This is a genomic window from Cellulomonas sp. ATA003 (assembly GCF_031582905.1).
Classification (GTDB): Bacteria; Actinomycetota; Actinomycetes; order Actinomycetales; family Cellulomonadaceae; genus Pengzhenrongella.
The window spans coordinates 3,014,366-3,029,187 of the sequence record NZ_CP133990.1; the positions used below are offsets into that span (position 1 = coordinate 3,014,366).

Here is a 14,822-nt window from a genome sequence, read left to right on the forward strand (position 1 = left end):
GGGCACGTCAGCCCGCGGCGATGCGGTCGATCAGCAGCGGCGAGGGCTCGACCCGGTCACCGGACGTCACGACGACGGCGCCGGCCAGCGCCTCCTGCGCGCGCGCGAACCGCTCCGGGGTGTCGGTGTGCAGCGTGAGCAGCCGGTCCCCGGCGCGGACGGTGTCGCCGGGCTTGGCGTGCAGCTCCACGCCGGCGCCCGCCTGCACCGGGTCCTCCTTGCGCGCCCGCCCGGCACCGAGGCGCCACGCGGCGACGCCGACCGCCAGCGCGTCCACGCGGGCCACGACGCCGTCGGACTCCGCGACCACGGTCTGCGTCTCACGCGCGACCGGCAGGTCCGCGTGCGGGTCGCCGCCCTGCGCGGCGATCATCCGGTTCCACACGTCCATCGCGCGGCCGTCGGCGAGCGCGTCGGCCGGGTCGACCCCGGTGACGCCGGCGGCGGTGAGCATCTCGCGGGCCAGGGCGACCGTCAGCTCGACGACGTCCGCCGGGCCGCCCCCGGCGAGCACCTCGACGGACTCGCGGACCTCGAGCGCGTTCCCGGCGGTGAGCCCGAGCGGCGTCGACATGTCGGTGAGGAGCGCGACGGTGCGCACGCCGGCGTCGGTCCCGAGGTCGACCATGGTGCGCGCGAGCTCGCGCGCGGCGTCGAGGTCCTTCATGAACGCCCCGGACCCGACCTTGACGTCGAGCACGAGCGAGTCGGTGCCCTCGGCGATCTTCTTGCTCATGATCGACGACGCGATGAGCGGGATCGCCTCGACCGTCCCGGTGACGTCGCGCAGCGCGTAGAGCTTGCGGTCGGCCGGGGCCAGGCCCGAGCCGGCCTGGCAGATGACCGCGCCGACGTCCTCGAGCTGGGCGAGCATCTCGTCGTTGCTCAGCGCCGCCCGCCAGCCCGGGATCGACTCGAGCTTGTCCAGCGTCCCCCCGGTGTGACCCAGTCCCCGCCCGGACAGCTGCGGGACGGCGACGCCGAACACCGCGACGAGCGGCGCGAGGGGCAGGGTGATCTTGTCGCCGACGCCGCCGGTGGAGTGCTTGTCCGACGTCGGGCGGGACAGCCCGGAGAAGTCCATCCGCTCCCCGGACGCGATCATCGCGGCGGTCCACCGGGAGATCTCGGCGCGGTCCATGCCGTTGAGGAGGATCGCCATGTTGAGCGCCGCCATCTGCTCCTCGGCGACGGCACCGCGCGTGTACGCGTCGATGACCCAGTCGATCTGCGCGTCGGTCAGGCGGCCGCGGTCGCGCTTGGCGCGGATGACGTCGACGGCATCGAAGGCCTCGTACGCCTCGCCGGTTCGCGTGCTCATGGGGGTCAGGCCCCCCGCTCGGCGAGGTCGTCGGGTCCGAACGCGTCCGGCAGCACCTCGCGCATGGGCCTGATGCCGCTCACCGTGTCCACCAGGAGGTCCGGGCCGCCGTGCTCCCACAGCAGCTGACGGCAGCGGCCGCACGGCATGAGCGCGTTGCCGTGCGCGTCGACGCACGCGAAGGCCACGAGGCGGCCCCCGCCGGAGACGTGCAGCCCGGAGACCAGGGCGCACTCCGCGCACAGGGTCAGCCCGTACGACGCGTTCTCGACGTTGCAGCCGGTCACCACGCGCCCGTCGTCGACCAGGGCGGCGACGCCGACCGGGAACTTCGAGTACGGGACGTAGGCGCGGCGCATGACCTCGGTGGCGGCCGCGCGCAGGGCGTCCCAGTCGACGTCGGGCACGGCCCGGGTCTCGGTCTCGGTCACGGTCACTCCTTGGTGTAGGGCTGGCCGGACGCAGCCGGCGGCCGCGAGCGGCCCACCAGGCCAGCGACGGCGAGGATGGTCACGACGTACGGCAGCATGAGCATGAACTGGCTCGGCACGGGGGCGCCGACGACGCTCAGCGCGCCCTCGAGGTTGGACGCGAAACCGAACAGCAGCGCCGCGAGGGCCGCGCGGACCGGGTCCCACTTGCCGAAGATGACGGCGGCGAGCGCGATGAACCCCGCGCCGGCGGTCATCTCCTTGCCGAACGAGGACACCGACACGACGGTGTAGAACGCGCCACCGATGCCGACGATCCCACCGGCGATCGCCAGGGTGCGGTACCGGGTGCGCTCGACCTTGATGCCGACGGTGTCCGCGGCCTTGGGGTGCTCGCCGACGGCACGCAGCCGCAGGCCCCAGCGGGTGCGGAACATCGCGAACCACACCGCCGGCACCGCGAGGTACATCAGGTAGACGAGCACCGATTGCTCGAACAGCGCCGGCCCGAGGACCGGGATGTTGGACAGCACCGGGATCGCCAGCGGCGTGAACCGCTCGGTCTGGTTGAGGTCGGCCGCGGCGGGCACGAGCACCTGGGAGTACAGGAAGCTCGTCAGGCCGATGACGAGCACGTTGAGCACCACACCGACGATCACCTGGTTCACCCGGTAGGTGATGGTGAACAGGCCGAGCACGAGCGCGACGAGCGCCCCGGCGAGCACGGCCGCGACCAGCCCGACGACCGCGCTGTCGGTCAGCGACGCCGCGACGGCGGCGCAGAACGCGCCCGCGAGCAGCTGCCCCTCGATGGCGATGTTGACGACGCCGACCCGCTCGCCGATCACCCCGCCGAGGGCGCCGAAGACGATCGGGACCGCGAGCAGCACGGACCCACCCACGAGCCGCGCCACGGAGAAGTCACGGCTGCTGCCGGCCCCCGCCCACGCGAGGAAGCCGACGAGCAGCGCGAGCGCGAGCACGACGGTCAGGAAGAACGGCGTCCGGCGGCCGGCCGCGAGGAGCGCGACCGCGGCCACGGCGACCACCGCGGCGACCGCGGTGCACACCCACGCCGCCGTCATGCCGGGGACCGCCACGTTCGGCAGCGACAGCAGCTCGCCGCCGGACGAGAACCGGAACAGCGTGTCGCCCTCGCGCGGCCGGAGCAGCAGCAGCAGCGCGAAGAGCGCGGTCACCACGACGAACGCGACCGGTGCCTTGCGGCCGACGACGGCGACCCGACGCGTGTCGGCGTCGGCGGGCGGGGCGGTGGGGGCGACGGCGGCGGTGCTCATGCCGACACCTCCTTCCGGGTCCGGCGCGCTCGTCCCCGACCGGCGGGACGGGCCCCGGGCTGCGGCAGCCGGAACACGGCACGCACGAGGGGCGGCGCGGCGATGAAGAGGACGATGAGGGACTGCACGACGAGGACGATCTCGATCGGCACGCCCTGGGAGGCCTGCATGACCGAGCCGCCCGCTTTGAAGCCGCCGAACAGGATCGCGGCGGCGAGCACACCCACCGGCGCGGACCGGCCGAGCAGGGCCACCGTGATGGCGTCGAACCCGATGCCGGCGTCGATGTCGGAGCCGAAGCCGGTGGTGACCTGACCGAGCACCTGGCTGGTCCCGGCGAGCCCGAGCAGGCCGCCGGCGAGGAGCATGACCGAGACGGTGGCCCGGGGGACGTCCATGCCGGCGACCCGCGCGGCCTCGGGGTTCTCCCCCACCGCGCGGAACGTGAACCCGAGCGCCGACCGGTTGAGCAGCCACCACACCGCCACGACGGCGAGCAGGGCGAACACGAACCCGAGGTGCAGGTTGTACCGCGGCCCGAGCAGGTCCGGCATGATCGCGGAGCCCTGCATGGCGGGCGTGCGCGGGTTCGCCGAGCCGGGCGCCTGCAGCAGGCCGGGGGTGGCGAGCAGGTAGGACAACCCGTAGAACGCCACGTAGTTGAGCATGATCGTGACGATCACCTCGTGCGCCCCGGTGGTCGCCTTGAGCAGCCCCGCGATCCCGGCCCACACCGCACCGGCCGCCATCCCGGCCGCCATCGCCAGCAGCATGTGCAGCGGCCACGGCGCGTCGACCGCGAAGCCGACCCAGCCGGCGGCACCGGCGGCCACGAGGATCTGGCCCTGCCCACCGATGTTGAACAGGCCGGCGCGGAACGCCAGGGCGACGCCGAGACCGGCGGCGATCAGCGGGGTGGCGTAGGTGAGCGACGTCGTGAGCGGGCGGATCGCGGTCGCGAAGTCGTCCGCCCGCACGTCCCACACCGCACCGCGGAACAGCGCGGCGTAGGCCCCGCCGACGGCGCTGCCGACCGCGCCGAGCGTGTCGCCCGGGCGGGAGAAGAAGTAGGCGGACGCCTCGCGCACGGCGTCGTCGGTGAGGGCGATCATGACCGACCCGCCGAGGACGGCCAGCAGGACCGCGCCCACGGACACCGCCCAGCTGCCGGAGACGATGCGGGTGAAGGCGTCGTGCCAGCGCGGGTCCGCCGGGCCCATCGCCGGGGCGAGGCCGCGGGCGTGCTCCGTGCCGGGTGTGGCGGCGCCGACCTCCACCTCGCCGGCGGAGTCCTGCGGGGGCTGCGCGGCGTCGGTGGCGCCCGCCGGGGAGGCCGGGTCGGCCGGCGGGTCGGTCGGCCGGCGGGGGTGGCGGTCGTCGGGGCCGATGTCGCTCATGCCGCTCCAGTCGTCGTCGGCGCGATGCCGGCCATCATCAGGCCGAGGACGTCGCGCGGCGTCGTCGCCGGGACGATCCCCACCACGCGGCCGCGGTACATCACCAGGATCCGGTCCCCGAGGGCGACCGCCTCGTCCAGCTCGGTCGACACCACGACGACGGGGACCCCGGCCGTCCGGGTCTCGACGATGCGCTTGTGGATGAACTCGATGGAGCCGACGTCGACGCCGCGCGTCGGCTGCGCGGCGACGAGCAGACGCAGGTCCCGGGACAGCTCGCGGGCCAGGACGACCTTCTGCTGGTTGCCACCGGACAGGCGGCCGACCGGCGAGTCGATGCCCTGCGTGCGGATGTCGAACTCGTCGACCTTCGCGCGGGCGAACTCGTCGCGCGCCGTCAGCTGCAGCACCCCGCCCCGCGCGAACGGCGGGCCGTCGGTGCGGTTGAGGACGAGGTTCTCCGCGACGGTGAAGTCGCCGACCAGGCCCTCGACGTTGCGGTCCTCGGGGACGAAGCCGACGCCCGCGTCGAGGATCCGCCGCACGGACTGCCCGAGCAGGTCCCGCCCGTCGAGCCGGACGTGGCCGGACCGCGCCCGCTGCAGCCCGACCAGCGCCTCGGCGAGCTCGGTCTGCCCGTTCCCCTGCACGCCCGCGACGACGAGCACCTCGCCACCGTCGACGGTGAAGCTGACGTCGTCGACGAGCACGGTCCCGCGCGCATCGGTCACGGTCAGACCGGACACCTCGAGACCGCCGCCGCCGGCGACCGGCGGGTCCTTGTGCACGGTCAGCTCGACCGGGCGCCCGACCATGAGCGCCGCGAGCTCCGCGTCGCTCGCACCCGGGCTCGCCTCGCCGACGACGGCGCCGCGGCGCACGACGGTGATGCGGTCGGCGACCGCGCGGACCTCGCGCAGCTTGTGGGTGATGAAGACGATCGCGGCGCCGGCCTCGCGCAGGCCGCGCATGATCGTCATGAGCTCGTCGGTCTCCTGCGGCGTGAGCACCGCGGTGGGCTCGTCGAACACGAGCACCTTCGCGTCCCGCGACAGCGCCTTGATGATCTCGACGCGCTGCTGGACGCCGACCGGCAGGTCCTCGACGAGGGCGTCGGGGTCGACGTGGAAGCCGAACCGGTCGGCGATCTCGCGCACCTTCGCGCGGGCCGCCTCGAGGTCGAGCCGCCCACCGGACCGCGTCTGCTCGTGGCCGAGCATGACGTTCTCGGCGACGGTGAACACGGGGATGAGCATGAAGTGCTGGTGCACCATCCCGATGCCGGCCGCCATGGCGTCGCCGGGACCGGCGAACTGCTGCACCTGGCCGTCGATGAGCACCTCGCCCTCGTCGGCGGTGTACAGGCCGTACAGGACGTTCATGAGGGTCGACTTGCCCGCGCCGTTCTCGCCGAGCAGGCAGTGGATCTCCCCGGCCCGCACGGTGAGGTCGATGTGGTCGTTGGCCACCAGCGCGCCGAAGCGCTTGGTGATGCCGCGAAGCTCGAGCGTCACAGCGCGCTCCTGGGGGTCCGGGGGATGGGGTGTCGACCCGGTGCCGGCCGGGTGACGGCACGCTGCCGGGGAGGTCGCGGTGCGACCTCCCCGGCAGCGACGGTGTCACTGGAGGTACGAGGTGACCTCGACCTCACCGTCGATGATCGCCTGCTGGAGCTCCTCGACCTCGGTCATGAGGGCGGGGTCGACGACGGACTCGAAGCTGTGCAGCGGGGCCAGACCGACGCCACCGTTCTCGAAGCGTCCCGACGTACGCCTCGGGGTCGAACGAGCCCTCGCCGGCGGCCATCACGGCCTCGTAGGTCGAGACGTCCATGCCCTTGAGGATCGACGTGAGCACGATGTCCTGCGTGCTCGGGTCGCTCTCGAAGAAGTCGGCGTCGACGCCGACCAGGGCGACCTCGCGGCCCGAGTCGGCGATGGCGTCCATCGCGGACTGGTAGATCGGGCCCCCCACGGGGAGGATCACGTCGACGCCCTGGTCGATGATGCCCGCGGCGACGCCCTTGGCGGTGTCGTTGGCCTCGAAGCCACCGGTGAAGGACCCCTGGTCCTCGCCCTGGTAGCCGACGACCTCGACGGCCGTCCCCTTGACCTCGTTGTAGTGCTCGACGCCCTGCTTGAAGCCGTCCATGAAGATCGTGACGGTCGGGAACGGCTCGCCGCCGAAGGTGCCGACCTTGCCGGCCTCGGAGTAGCCCGCGGCCAGGTAGCCGGCGAGGAACGCGGCCTCGGCGGTGTTGTACAGCAGCGGCTTGACGTTCTCCGCGTCCTTCTCGCCGTCGAAGTCGTTGTCCGCGGCGTCGTCGACCAGGATGTAGTCGATGTCGGGGTTCGCCGTGGCGGACTCGACCGTCGCGGCGGACAGCGCGAAGCCGACCGCGACGATGGTGTTGCAGCCCTCGGAGACGAGCGACTCGATGTTGCCCTGGTAGTCCGAGGCGCTGTCCGACTGGACCTCGCGGAACTCCGCACCGAGGTCGGTGGCCGCGCGCTGCGTGCCCTCGTAGCTCAGCTGGTTGAAGCTGCGGTCGTCGAAGCCGCCGGCGTCCGACACGATGCACGCCGTGAAGTCCGTGGCGGCCTCGTCGGTCGTCCCGCCGGCCGTCTCGTCGGTCTCCTCCGGCGCCGCGGCGCAGGCCGCCAGCGCGAGGGCGGTCGCGGCGGCGAGGCCACCGGCTCGCATCATCCTGTTCACGTCTACTCCTGATGGGTCGTGACGCCTCGGGCGTCCGATGGGTGCGACCACCGCGTCAGGCTTCGTCGCCTCCCGCTCGGCTGGGCCGGTCGGCTGGGTGTGCAGCGCACCCTACCCACGGCGGCGACGGGCTCAGGTTACCGGCTGGTACCGGCCGTGGTTCGTTATGGATTCGCGACCTTGCCGACGCCGTCCGCCGAGCCGCCGCCGAGCTCCCCACCTGCGAGGACAGCCGCACGGGCCAGCAGCCGGGCGCCCACGCCGATCGCCCGCTCGTCCACCCGGAAGTCACCCTGATGGATGTCGTAGGTGCGCCCGCCCGGCGTGCGCGTGCCCAGGCGCGCCATCGCCCCGGGCACCTTGGTCAGGTACCACGCGAAGTCCTCGCCGCCCAGGGACTGCTCCGTGAGCGACACCGCGCCGTCCGCCAGCACGTCCCGCGCCGCCTGCTCGAGGATCCCGGTCGACCGTGCGTCGTTCTCCACCGGCGGGACGCCGCGCGCGTGCCGGACGTCGACCTCGACGCCGTACGGCGCGAGCACCTGCTGCACGGCCTCCCCGAACACCTGGGACGCGCGCTCCCACGCCCGCACGTCGAGGCACCGCAGGGTCCCGCGCACCGAGCCCGAGGCCGGGATCGCGTTGTGCGCCGAGCCCGCCTGCACCGCACCCCAGGTGAGGTTCACCCCCGAGCGGGGGTCGAGCCGGCGGCCGAGCACGGCCGGCACCTGGGTGATGACCTGACCGAGCGCGAAGACGACGTCGGCGGTCAGGTGCGGGCGCGAGGTGTGCCCGCCGCCGCCGCTGACCACGACCGTGACCTCGTCGGACGCCGAGGTGATCGGGCCGATGCGGGTGCCGATCCGGCCGACGTCGAGCCGGGGGTCGCAGTGCACGGCGAAGACGTGGGAGACGCCGTCGAGCACGCCGGCGGCCATCGCGTCGAGCGCACCGCCGGGCTGGACCTCCTCGGCGGGCTGGAAGACCAGCCGCACCCCCGCGGGCAGCCCGCCGGCCTCGGCGATGCGGGCGAGCGCGAGCCCGGCGCCGAGGACGGCGGCCGTGTGCACGTCGTGGCCGCAGGCGTGCGCCACGCCGTGCGTCCGGGAGTGCCACGGCTCGCCGCACGTGTCAGCGAGCGGCAGCGCGTCGAGGTCGGCGCGCAGGACGACGCGGCGGCGTCCGGTGACCGCCGGCCCGGGACCGATGTCGCACACGACCCCGCTGCCCGGCAGCAGCCGCGGCTCGAGACCCGCGGCGCGCAGCCGGTCGGCGACGACGCCCGTGGTGCGCTGCTCGGTCCGGCCCAGCTCGGGGTGGGCGTGCAGGTCGCGCCGGATGTCGACGAGCTCGGGGGTCAGGGACTCGACCAGGCTGTCCAGATGGGTCGCGACGTCGGATGGCACGGGCCGAGCCTAACGAGGCGGCCGCGTACCCGGCGCCCGCGCCCACCGGCCGGGCGTCTCACAGCAGGCCGTCGGCCCCCGCGCGCGCACGGCCTCGACGACGTCCTTGACCTGCTGAGCACGGGCACGCGTGGTGACGAGCAGGGCGTCCGGGGTGTCCACGACGACGACGTCGTCGAGACCGAGCACGGCGACCAGCCGGTCCGTGCCCGCCACGACCAAGGACCCCACGGAGTCCACCCGGACGACCGAGTCGTCGTCACCGAGCACGCGCGCGCCGTCGGCGCCGTCACCGGCCGGCGGCAGCAGGGTGGCCAGGGAGGCGAAGTCGCCGACGTCGTCCCAGCCGAAGTCGCCCGGGACGACGGCGACTCCACCGGCCGCCGCGACCGGCTCGGCGATCGCGTGGTCGATGGCGATGCGCTCGAGGCCCGGCCACACCTCGGCGAGCACGCGCGCGCGGTCCGGGGTGTCCCAGGCGGCGGCGAGCGTGCGCAGCCCGGCGTGCAGGGCCGGCCGCTGCTCCGCGAGGTGGTCGAGGAGGACGGTGGCGCGGACGATGAACATGCCGGCGTTCCACCGGTACTCCCCGGTGGAGAGGTAGGCGGTCGCCGTCGCCGCGTCCGGCTTCTCGGTGAACCCGACCGCGTGCAGCGCGGTGGGCGCGTCCGCGAGGTCCAGGCTCCGCCCGGACCGCACGTACCCGAAGGCGGTCGACGCGTGCGACGCGGCGATCCCCACCGTGACGACGTACCCGGCCCGGGCCGCCTCGACCCCCTCGCGGACGGCCCGCTCGAACGCCGGCGCGCCGTGGATGACCTGGTCGGCGGCGAACGACCCGAGGACGACGTCGCCGTGCCGCTCGGCGAGGACCGCCGCCGCGAGGCCGATCGCGGCCATCGAGTCACGCGGCGACGGCTCGGGCAGCACCTGGTCCGTGGCGAGCCCCGGCAGCTGGTCCCGGACCGCGTCGACGTGCCGCTCGCCGGTCACGACCAGGACGGCGCCGGGCCCGGTGAGCGGGGCCAGCCGGTCCACCGTCGCCTGGAGCAGGCTGCGCCCGCTGCCGGTGAGGTCGTGCAGGAACTTCGGCGCCCCGGAGCGGGAGAGCGGCCACAGCCGGGTGCCCGCGCCACCGGCCGGGATGACCGCGTGGAAGCCGGGGACGGGGCCGTCGGGAGTCGTCGTCATGCGGCCACCGTAGTGACCCGTCGGCGGGGAGCCGGGGCGACCCGGCGGCAGCGACCGCACCTGGAGCCGCCACCCCTGTGCACTTGGTCACAAACCCTGTGACGAGGCCCTGCAGAGGGCCGCCGCGACGCACTTTCCGACGGAGTGTCATTACAGTGGACCGGTCACCGGACGGCGTCGTCCACCGCTCATCCGCACTCTGCAGCCAGGAGGCCGAAGTGCCCAGCGCACCCGCAGGCACGCTCTACCGCGGCCGTGAAGGCATGTGGTCCTGGGTCGCGCACCGCGTGACCGGCGTAGCCATCTTCTTCTTCCTGCTCGTCCACGTGCTCGACACCTCGCTCGTCCGGGTCTCCCCCGAGGCGTACAACGCGGTCATCGGCACCTACAAGAACCCCATCATGGGTCTGGGCGAGGCCGGCCTCGTCGCCGCGATCGTGTTCCACGCCTACAACGGCATCCGCGTGATGCTCGTGGACTTCTGGTCCAAGGGCACCCAGTACCACCGGGTCATGCTCTGGGTCGTCATGGGTCTGTTCGTCGTGACGATGGCGGGCTTCCTGCCGCGTCACCTCATGCACGTCTTCGGAGGCGAGTGATGACCACGACGACCCAGGCTGCCGCGCGGCTGCCGATCGAGGGCCCCGGCCAGTCATTCCAGCGCCGCAAGACCACCCGGGGGAACTTCGAGCTCTACAGCTGGGTGTTCATGCGGGCGTCCGGCGTGCTGCTGCTCGCGCTGATCTTCACCCACCTGTTCGTCAACCTGGTCGCCGGTGAGGGCATCAGCGCGATCGACTTCGGCTTCGTCGCCGGCAAGTGGGCGTCGCCGATGTGGCAGACCATCGACCTGGTCATGCTGTGGCTCGCGATGCTGCACGGCACGAACGGCATGCGGACGATCATCAACGACTACGCCGAGCGTGACGGGCTGCGCATGTGGCTCAAGATCGCGCTGTACGCGGCCTTCGTCGTCGTGGTGGTGCTCGGCACGCTCGTCATCTTCACCTTCGACCCGTGCCCCGCGGGCGCGCCGGCGAACCTGCTGCCGTCCTTCTGCACCGCCTGAGCGCTCCGCACCGCCCGAGCCGGCCCCGCACGTCCTCCCCCGGCGCCCCCGCGCGCCACCCGCAGTCCCTTGACGAAAGGCATCGCACCCGATGCAGACCCATCAGTACGACGTCGTCATCGTCGGTGCCGGCGGCGCCGGGATGCGCGCGGCGCTCGAGTCCTCGAAGCGCACGCGCACGGCCGTCATCTCCAAGCTGTACCCGACGCGCTCCCACACGGGTGCCGCCCAGGGCGGCATGTGCGCCGCCCTCGCGAACGTCGAGGAGGACAACTGGGAGTGGCACACGTTCGACACCGTCAAGGGCGGTGACTACCTCGTCGACCAGGACGCCGCGGAGGTGATGGCCAAGGAGGCCATCGACGCGGTGCTCGACCTGGAGAAGATGGGTCTGCCGTTCAACCGCACGCCCGAGGGCAAGATCGACCAGCGCCGGTTCGGCGGGCACACCCGCAACCACGGTGAGGCCGCGGTCAGGCGCTCGTGCTACGCGGCCGACCGCACAGGCCACATGATCCTGCAGACGCTCTACCAGCAGTGCGTGAAGAACGACGTCGAGTTCTTCAACGAGTTCTACGTGCTGGACGTCCTGCTGAGCCACGACCTGACCGCGGGGACCGTCCCGGACGGTCAGGAGGTCGCCGTCTCCGGCGTCGTCGCCTACGAGCTCGCCACCGGCGAGATCCACCTGTTCAAGGCGAAGTCCGTCGTGTTCGCGACCGGCGGCGCGGGCAAGATCTACAAGACGACCTCCAACGCGCAGACCCTGACCGGGGACGGCATGGCGCTGGCGTTCCGCCGCGGCATCCCGCTCGAGGACATGGAGTTCTTCCAGTTCCACCCGACCGGTCTGGCCGGCCTGGGCATCCTGCTGTCGGAGGCGGCCCGCGGTGAGGGCGGCATCCTGCGCAACAGCGAGGGCGAGCGCTTCATGGAGCGCTACGCCCCCACCATCAAGGACCTCGCGCCGCGTGACATCGTCGCCCGGTCGATGGCGAACGAGGTGCGCGAGGGCCGCGGCGCGGGGCCGAACAAGGACTACGTGCTGCTCGACCTGACGCACCTCGAGCCCGCGCACATCGACGCGAAGCTGCCGGACATCACCGAGTTCGCCCGCACCTACCTCGGCATCGAGCCGTACACCGAGCCGGTGCCCGTCTACCCCACCGCGCACTACGCGATGGGCGGCGTCCCGACGAACATCCTCGGCGAGGTGCTGCGCAACAACACCGACACCGTCCGCGGGCTGTACGCCGCCGGCGAGGTCGCGTGCGTGTCCGTGCACGGCTCGAACCGGCTGGGCACGAACTCCCTGCTCGACATCAACGTGTTCGGCAAGCGCGCCGGGATCGCCGCCGCCGAGTACGCCGTCGGCGCGGACTGGGTCGAGGTCCCCGAGGACCCCGAGGTCGGCGTGGTCGCCGAGCTCGAGCGCATGCGCACGCTCCCCTCCGGTGAGCGGGTGGCGCACGTGCGCAAGGACCTGCAGGACACCATGGACGCCAACGCCCAGGTCTTCCGCACCGAGGAGTCGCTGCGCCAGGCGCTCGCCGACATCGCCGCCCTGCAGGAGCGCTACCGGCACGTGAGCGTCCAGGACAAGGGCAAGGTGTTCAACACCGACCTGCTCGAGGCCCTCGAGCTCGGGTTCCTGCTCGACATCGCCGAGGTCGTCGTCGTCGGCGCCCTCAACCGCCAGGAGTCGCGCGGCGGGCACTTCCGGGAGGACTTCCCGACCCGCGACGACGCCGGCTACATGAAGCACACGATGGCGTACCGACGACCGACGGCCGTCACCGCGGCCGCCGGTCAGGCCCCGTCCGGGCCGGGCACCTCCGCCCCAGGCAGCTTCGACATCGTCCTGGACTACAAGCCCGTCGTCATGACGCGGTACGAGCCGATGGAGCGTAAGTACTGATGACTGCCACCCTCGAGAACACCGACGCCGCCCAGTCCGGCATGGGCGAGATCCCCAGCTTCGACGTCACCCTGCGGATCCGTCGCTACACCCCGGACACGCACGGCGACGAGGCGTACTGGGAGGAGTTCACGGTCACCGCCTACGGCACCGACCGGCTCCTGGACGCCCTGCACAAGGTCAAGTGGGACGTCGACGGCTCGCTCACGTTCCGCCGCTCGTGCGCCCACGGCGTGTGCGGCTCGGACGCGATGCGGATCAACGGCCGCAACCGGCTCGCCTGCAAGGTCCTGCTCAAGGACCTCAACCCGGACAACCCCATCACGGTCGAGCCGCTCAAGGGCCTGCCGGTGATGAAGGACCTCGTCGTCGACATGGAGCCGTTCTTCGCGTCCTACCGCGAGATCATGCCGTTCCTGCTCACGAACGGGAACGAGCCGACCCGTGAGCGCCTGCAGTCCGCCGAGCAGCGCGAGCGGTTCGACGACACCACCAAGTGCATCCTGTGCGCCGCGTGCACGTCGTCCTGCCCGGTGTTCTGGACCGACGGGCAGTACTTCGGCCCGGCCGCGATCGTCAACGCGCACCGGTTCATCTTCGACAGCCGGGACGACGGTGCCGCGCAGCGGCTGGAGATCCTCAACGACAAGGAGGGCGTGTGGCGCTGCCGCACGATCTTCAACTGCACCGAGGCCTGCCCCCGCGGCATCGAGATCACCAAGGCGATCAAGGAGGTCAAGCGCGCGATGATCACCCGCGCGTTCTGACCGCCTGACGTGCCCGACGACGGCCCGGCTCCCTGCGTGGGGGCCGGGCCGTCGTGCGTCGGCCGCGGGCGCGGGCGCGGGCGCCGCCGCCGCCGCGGCGTCAGCGCGGGCGCACGCCACGCCGCGGGGGTCAGCTCGGGGCGCGCACGGGTGCCGGGCTGCGCTCGGCCACGGCGGCGTCGTCGTCCTCGGGACGTGGCGGGTCGGCCGTCCACGCCGCGGCGAGCAGCACGATCCGGGCGAGCAGGTTGATCCACACCAGCAGGGTCAGCAGGACCGTGAAGGACGCCAGTAGCGGGTTCCGCTCCGCGGCGCCGGCCACGACGCTCGTGCCGACGAGCCGGACCGCTCCGATGCCGACCGCCGCCAGCAGCGCGCCGCCCAGCAGGTCGCGCCGAGGCGGGTGCACGTTGGCGAGGGCACGGACGATGAGCACGAAGACGACGGCGTCCATCACGAACGCGACCGCGACCCCCAGCACCCGGCCCACGACCCGGGCCGCCTCGTCCAGCGTGAGCAGGGCCAGCAGCCAGTCCGCGAGGGACGTCACGGCGAGGGTGGCCACCGCCGACACCACGATCGTCACCGCGACACCGAAGACGGCGACGACCTCGCGCAGCTTGCCGAGCAGCAGGTTCTGCGCGGCGGTCGTCCGGCCGAACACGGCCCGGACCGCGGTGCGCAGGGCGGCCATCGACAGCGACGCGCTGAACAGCAGCACGCCGACCGCCGCGACGCCGGCGAGGTTGAGGCCCGCACTGACCACGAGGGCGTCCGGGTCGATGAGGCCGCGCCCGTTCCCGACGTCCACCAGCCCGGGCAGGCTCGCGTCGATCGTGGTCAGCACGTCCTGGCGCAGGGCCGCGTTGTCGCCGAGCACCGCCATGAAGATCGTGTAGCCGAGCGCCAGGGCGGCGGACACGGAGAACAGGGCGCTGTAGGCGATGCCGCCGGTGAGCACGCCGCCGCCGGCCGCGCCGAACCGGGCCAGCGCCCGCCCCGCCCGTGAGCCCAGCCAGGCCGTCCACAGCGCGCCGGCCCGGGCGAGCAGCCGGGCGCGAGCCCCGACCCGCACCGGCTCGGCGGCCCGAGCCGACTCCGCCGCCAGCGCGACCGCGTGCGCGGCCCCCGCGCCCCGGGGCGCACCGGCGCCCGCGAGACGGGCCTCGCGTGCCGCCCGTCGCCGCAGGCGGGCCTCCGCAGCCGCCGCGCGGGCCGGACGCCCGCCGCCGCGCCCGCCGGACGCGGCGCGCCGGCGATCGGCGTCCGCACCCGGGGCGGCGCTCACCTCACGTCCCACGAGCGCCAT

The 14,822-nt window shown here is 73.3% G+C and carries 12 protein-coding genes and 1 pseudogene; 4 read left to right on the forward strand and 9 right to left on the reverse strand.

What is annotated here, in order from left to right:
* Positions 1–7: 7 nt before the first annotated feature.
* The 8 genes and pseudogenes from REH70_RS15055 to REH70_RS15090 form a co-directional block, all read right to left on the reverse strand.
* A complete protein-coding gene (locus tag REH70_RS15055) occupies positions 8–1,321 on the reverse strand; it encodes a thymidine phosphorylase (RefSeq protein ID WP_310748501.1) in 1,314 nt (437 codons plus the stop codon).
* Positions 1,322–1,326: 5 nt separating this feature from the next.
* Complete coding sequence (locus tag REH70_RS15060; protein ID WP_310748503.1) at positions 1,327–1,758, reverse strand: cytidine deaminase; 432 nt, start codon at positions 1,756–1,758, stop codon at positions 1,327–1,329.
* Positions 1,755–3,050: an ABC transporter permease gene (locus REH70_RS15065; RefSeq protein ID WP_310748505.1), complete on the reverse strand. Its 1,296-nt coding sequence runs from the start codon at positions 3,048–3,050 to the stop codon at positions 1,755–1,757. Before REH70_RS15065 ends, REH70_RS15060 begins: the two co-directional genes overlap by 4 nt.
* Positions 3,047–4,447 carry an ABC transporter permease gene (locus tag REH70_RS15070; protein WP_310748507.1) on the reverse strand — a complete coding sequence of 467 codons (1,401 nt, stop codon included), beginning with the start codon at positions 4,445–4,447 and terminating at the stop codon, positions 3,047–3,049. The genes REH70_RS15065 and REH70_RS15070 overlap by 4 nt, the downstream gene beginning before the upstream one ends.
* Positions 4,444–5,961: an ABC transporter ATP-binding protein gene (locus tag REH70_RS15075; protein WP_310748509.1), complete on the reverse strand. Its 1,518-nt coding sequence runs from the start codon at positions 5,959–5,961 to the stop codon at positions 4,444–4,446. Before REH70_RS15075 ends, REH70_RS15070 begins: the two co-directional genes overlap by 4 nt.
* 105 nt (positions 5,962–6,066) lie before the next feature.
* Positions 6,067–7,153: pseudogene (locus tag REH70_RS15080) on the reverse strand (BMP family protein).
* Between the two features lie 173 nt (positions 7,154–7,326).
* Positions 7,327–8,568 (reverse strand): amidohydrolase, encoded by a 1,242-nt coding sequence (locus REH70_RS15085; RefSeq protein ID WP_310748511.1) that lies wholly within the window; start codon positions 8,566–8,568, stop codon positions 7,327–7,329.
* A gap of 9 nt (positions 8,569–8,577) precedes the next feature.
* The gene (locus tag REH70_RS15090; RefSeq protein ID WP_310748513.1) at positions 8,578–9,759 is read right to left on the reverse strand and encodes a mannose-1-phosphate guanylyltransferase; all 1,182 of its coding nucleotides are present in this window, start codon (positions 9,757–9,759) and stop codon (positions 8,578–8,580) included.
* Between the two features lie 218 nt (positions 9,760–9,977).
* Between REH70_RS15090 and sdhC the strand changes: the two genes are divergently transcribed.
* The 4 genes from sdhC to REH70_RS15110 all read left to right on the forward strand — a co-directional run bounded on the left by sdhC (position 9,978) and on the right by REH70_RS15110 (position 13,513).
* On the forward strand, positions 9,978–10,358 hold the full coding sequence (gene sdhC / locus REH70_RS15095) for a succinate dehydrogenase, cytochrome b556 subunit (RefSeq protein WP_310748515.1): 381 nt from the start codon (positions 9,978–9,980) through the stop codon (positions 10,356–10,358).
* Positions 10,358–10,828, forward strand: a complete 471-nt coding sequence (locus REH70_RS15100) for a succinate dehydrogenase hydrophobic membrane anchor subunit (RefSeq protein ID WP_310748517.1) — start codon at positions 10,358–10,360, stop codon at positions 10,826–10,828. Before sdhC ends, REH70_RS15100 begins: the two co-directional genes overlap by 1 nt.
* Positions 10,829–10,919: 91 nt before the next feature.
* Entirely contained in the window at positions 10,920–12,746 is a 1,827-nt protein-coding gene (gene sdhA, locus REH70_RS15105; RefSeq protein ID WP_310748519.1) for a succinate dehydrogenase flavoprotein subunit, read from the forward strand.
* Complete coding sequence (locus REH70_RS15110) at positions 12,746–13,513, forward strand: succinate dehydrogenase iron-sulfur subunit (RefSeq protein WP_310748521.1); 768 nt, start codon at positions 12,746–12,748, stop codon at positions 13,511–13,513. Before sdhA ends, REH70_RS15110 begins: the two co-directional genes overlap by 1 nt.
* A 130-nt stretch (positions 13,514–13,643) precedes the next feature.
* Here REH70_RS15110 and REH70_RS15115 read toward each other — a convergent pair whose 3' ends face one another.
* Positions 13,644–14,822 (reverse strand): YihY/virulence factor BrkB family protein, encoded by a 1,179-nt coding sequence (locus REH70_RS15115; protein WP_310748523.1) that lies wholly within the window; start codon positions 14,820–14,822, stop codon positions 13,644–13,646.

Coding starts and splice junctions, on each gene's coding strand:
- REH70_RS15055 (WP_310748501.1), bottom strand. CDS start 1,321: ATGAGCACGCGAACCGGCGAGGCGTACGAGGCCTTCGATGCCGTCGAC.
- REH70_RS15065 (WP_310748505.1), bottom strand. CDS start 3,050: ATGAGCACCGCCGCCGTCGCCCCCACCGCCCCGCCCGCCGACGCCGAC.
- REH70_RS15070 (WP_310748507.1), bottom strand. CDS start 4,447: ATGAGCGACATCGGCCCCGACGACCGCCACCCCCGCCGGCCGACCGAC.
- REH70_RS15090 (WP_310748513.1), bottom strand. CDS start 9,759: ATGACGACGACTCCCGACGGCCCCGTCCCCGGCTTCCACGCGGTCATC.
- REH70_RS15100 (WP_310748517.1), top strand. CDS start 10,358: ATGACCACGACGACCCAGGCTGCCGCGCGGCTGCCGATCGAGGGCCCC.
- sdhA (WP_310748519.1), top strand. CDS start 10,920: ATGCAGACCCATCAGTACGACGTCGTCATCGTCGGTGCCGGCGGCGCC.
- REH70_RS15110 (WP_310748521.1), top strand. CDS start 12,746: ATGACTGCCACCCTCGAGAACACCGACGCCGCCCAGTCCGGCATGGGC.
- REH70_RS15115 (WP_310748523.1), bottom strand. CDS start 14,822: ATGGCGCTCGTGGGACGTGAGGTGAGCGCCGCCCCGGGTGCGGACGCC.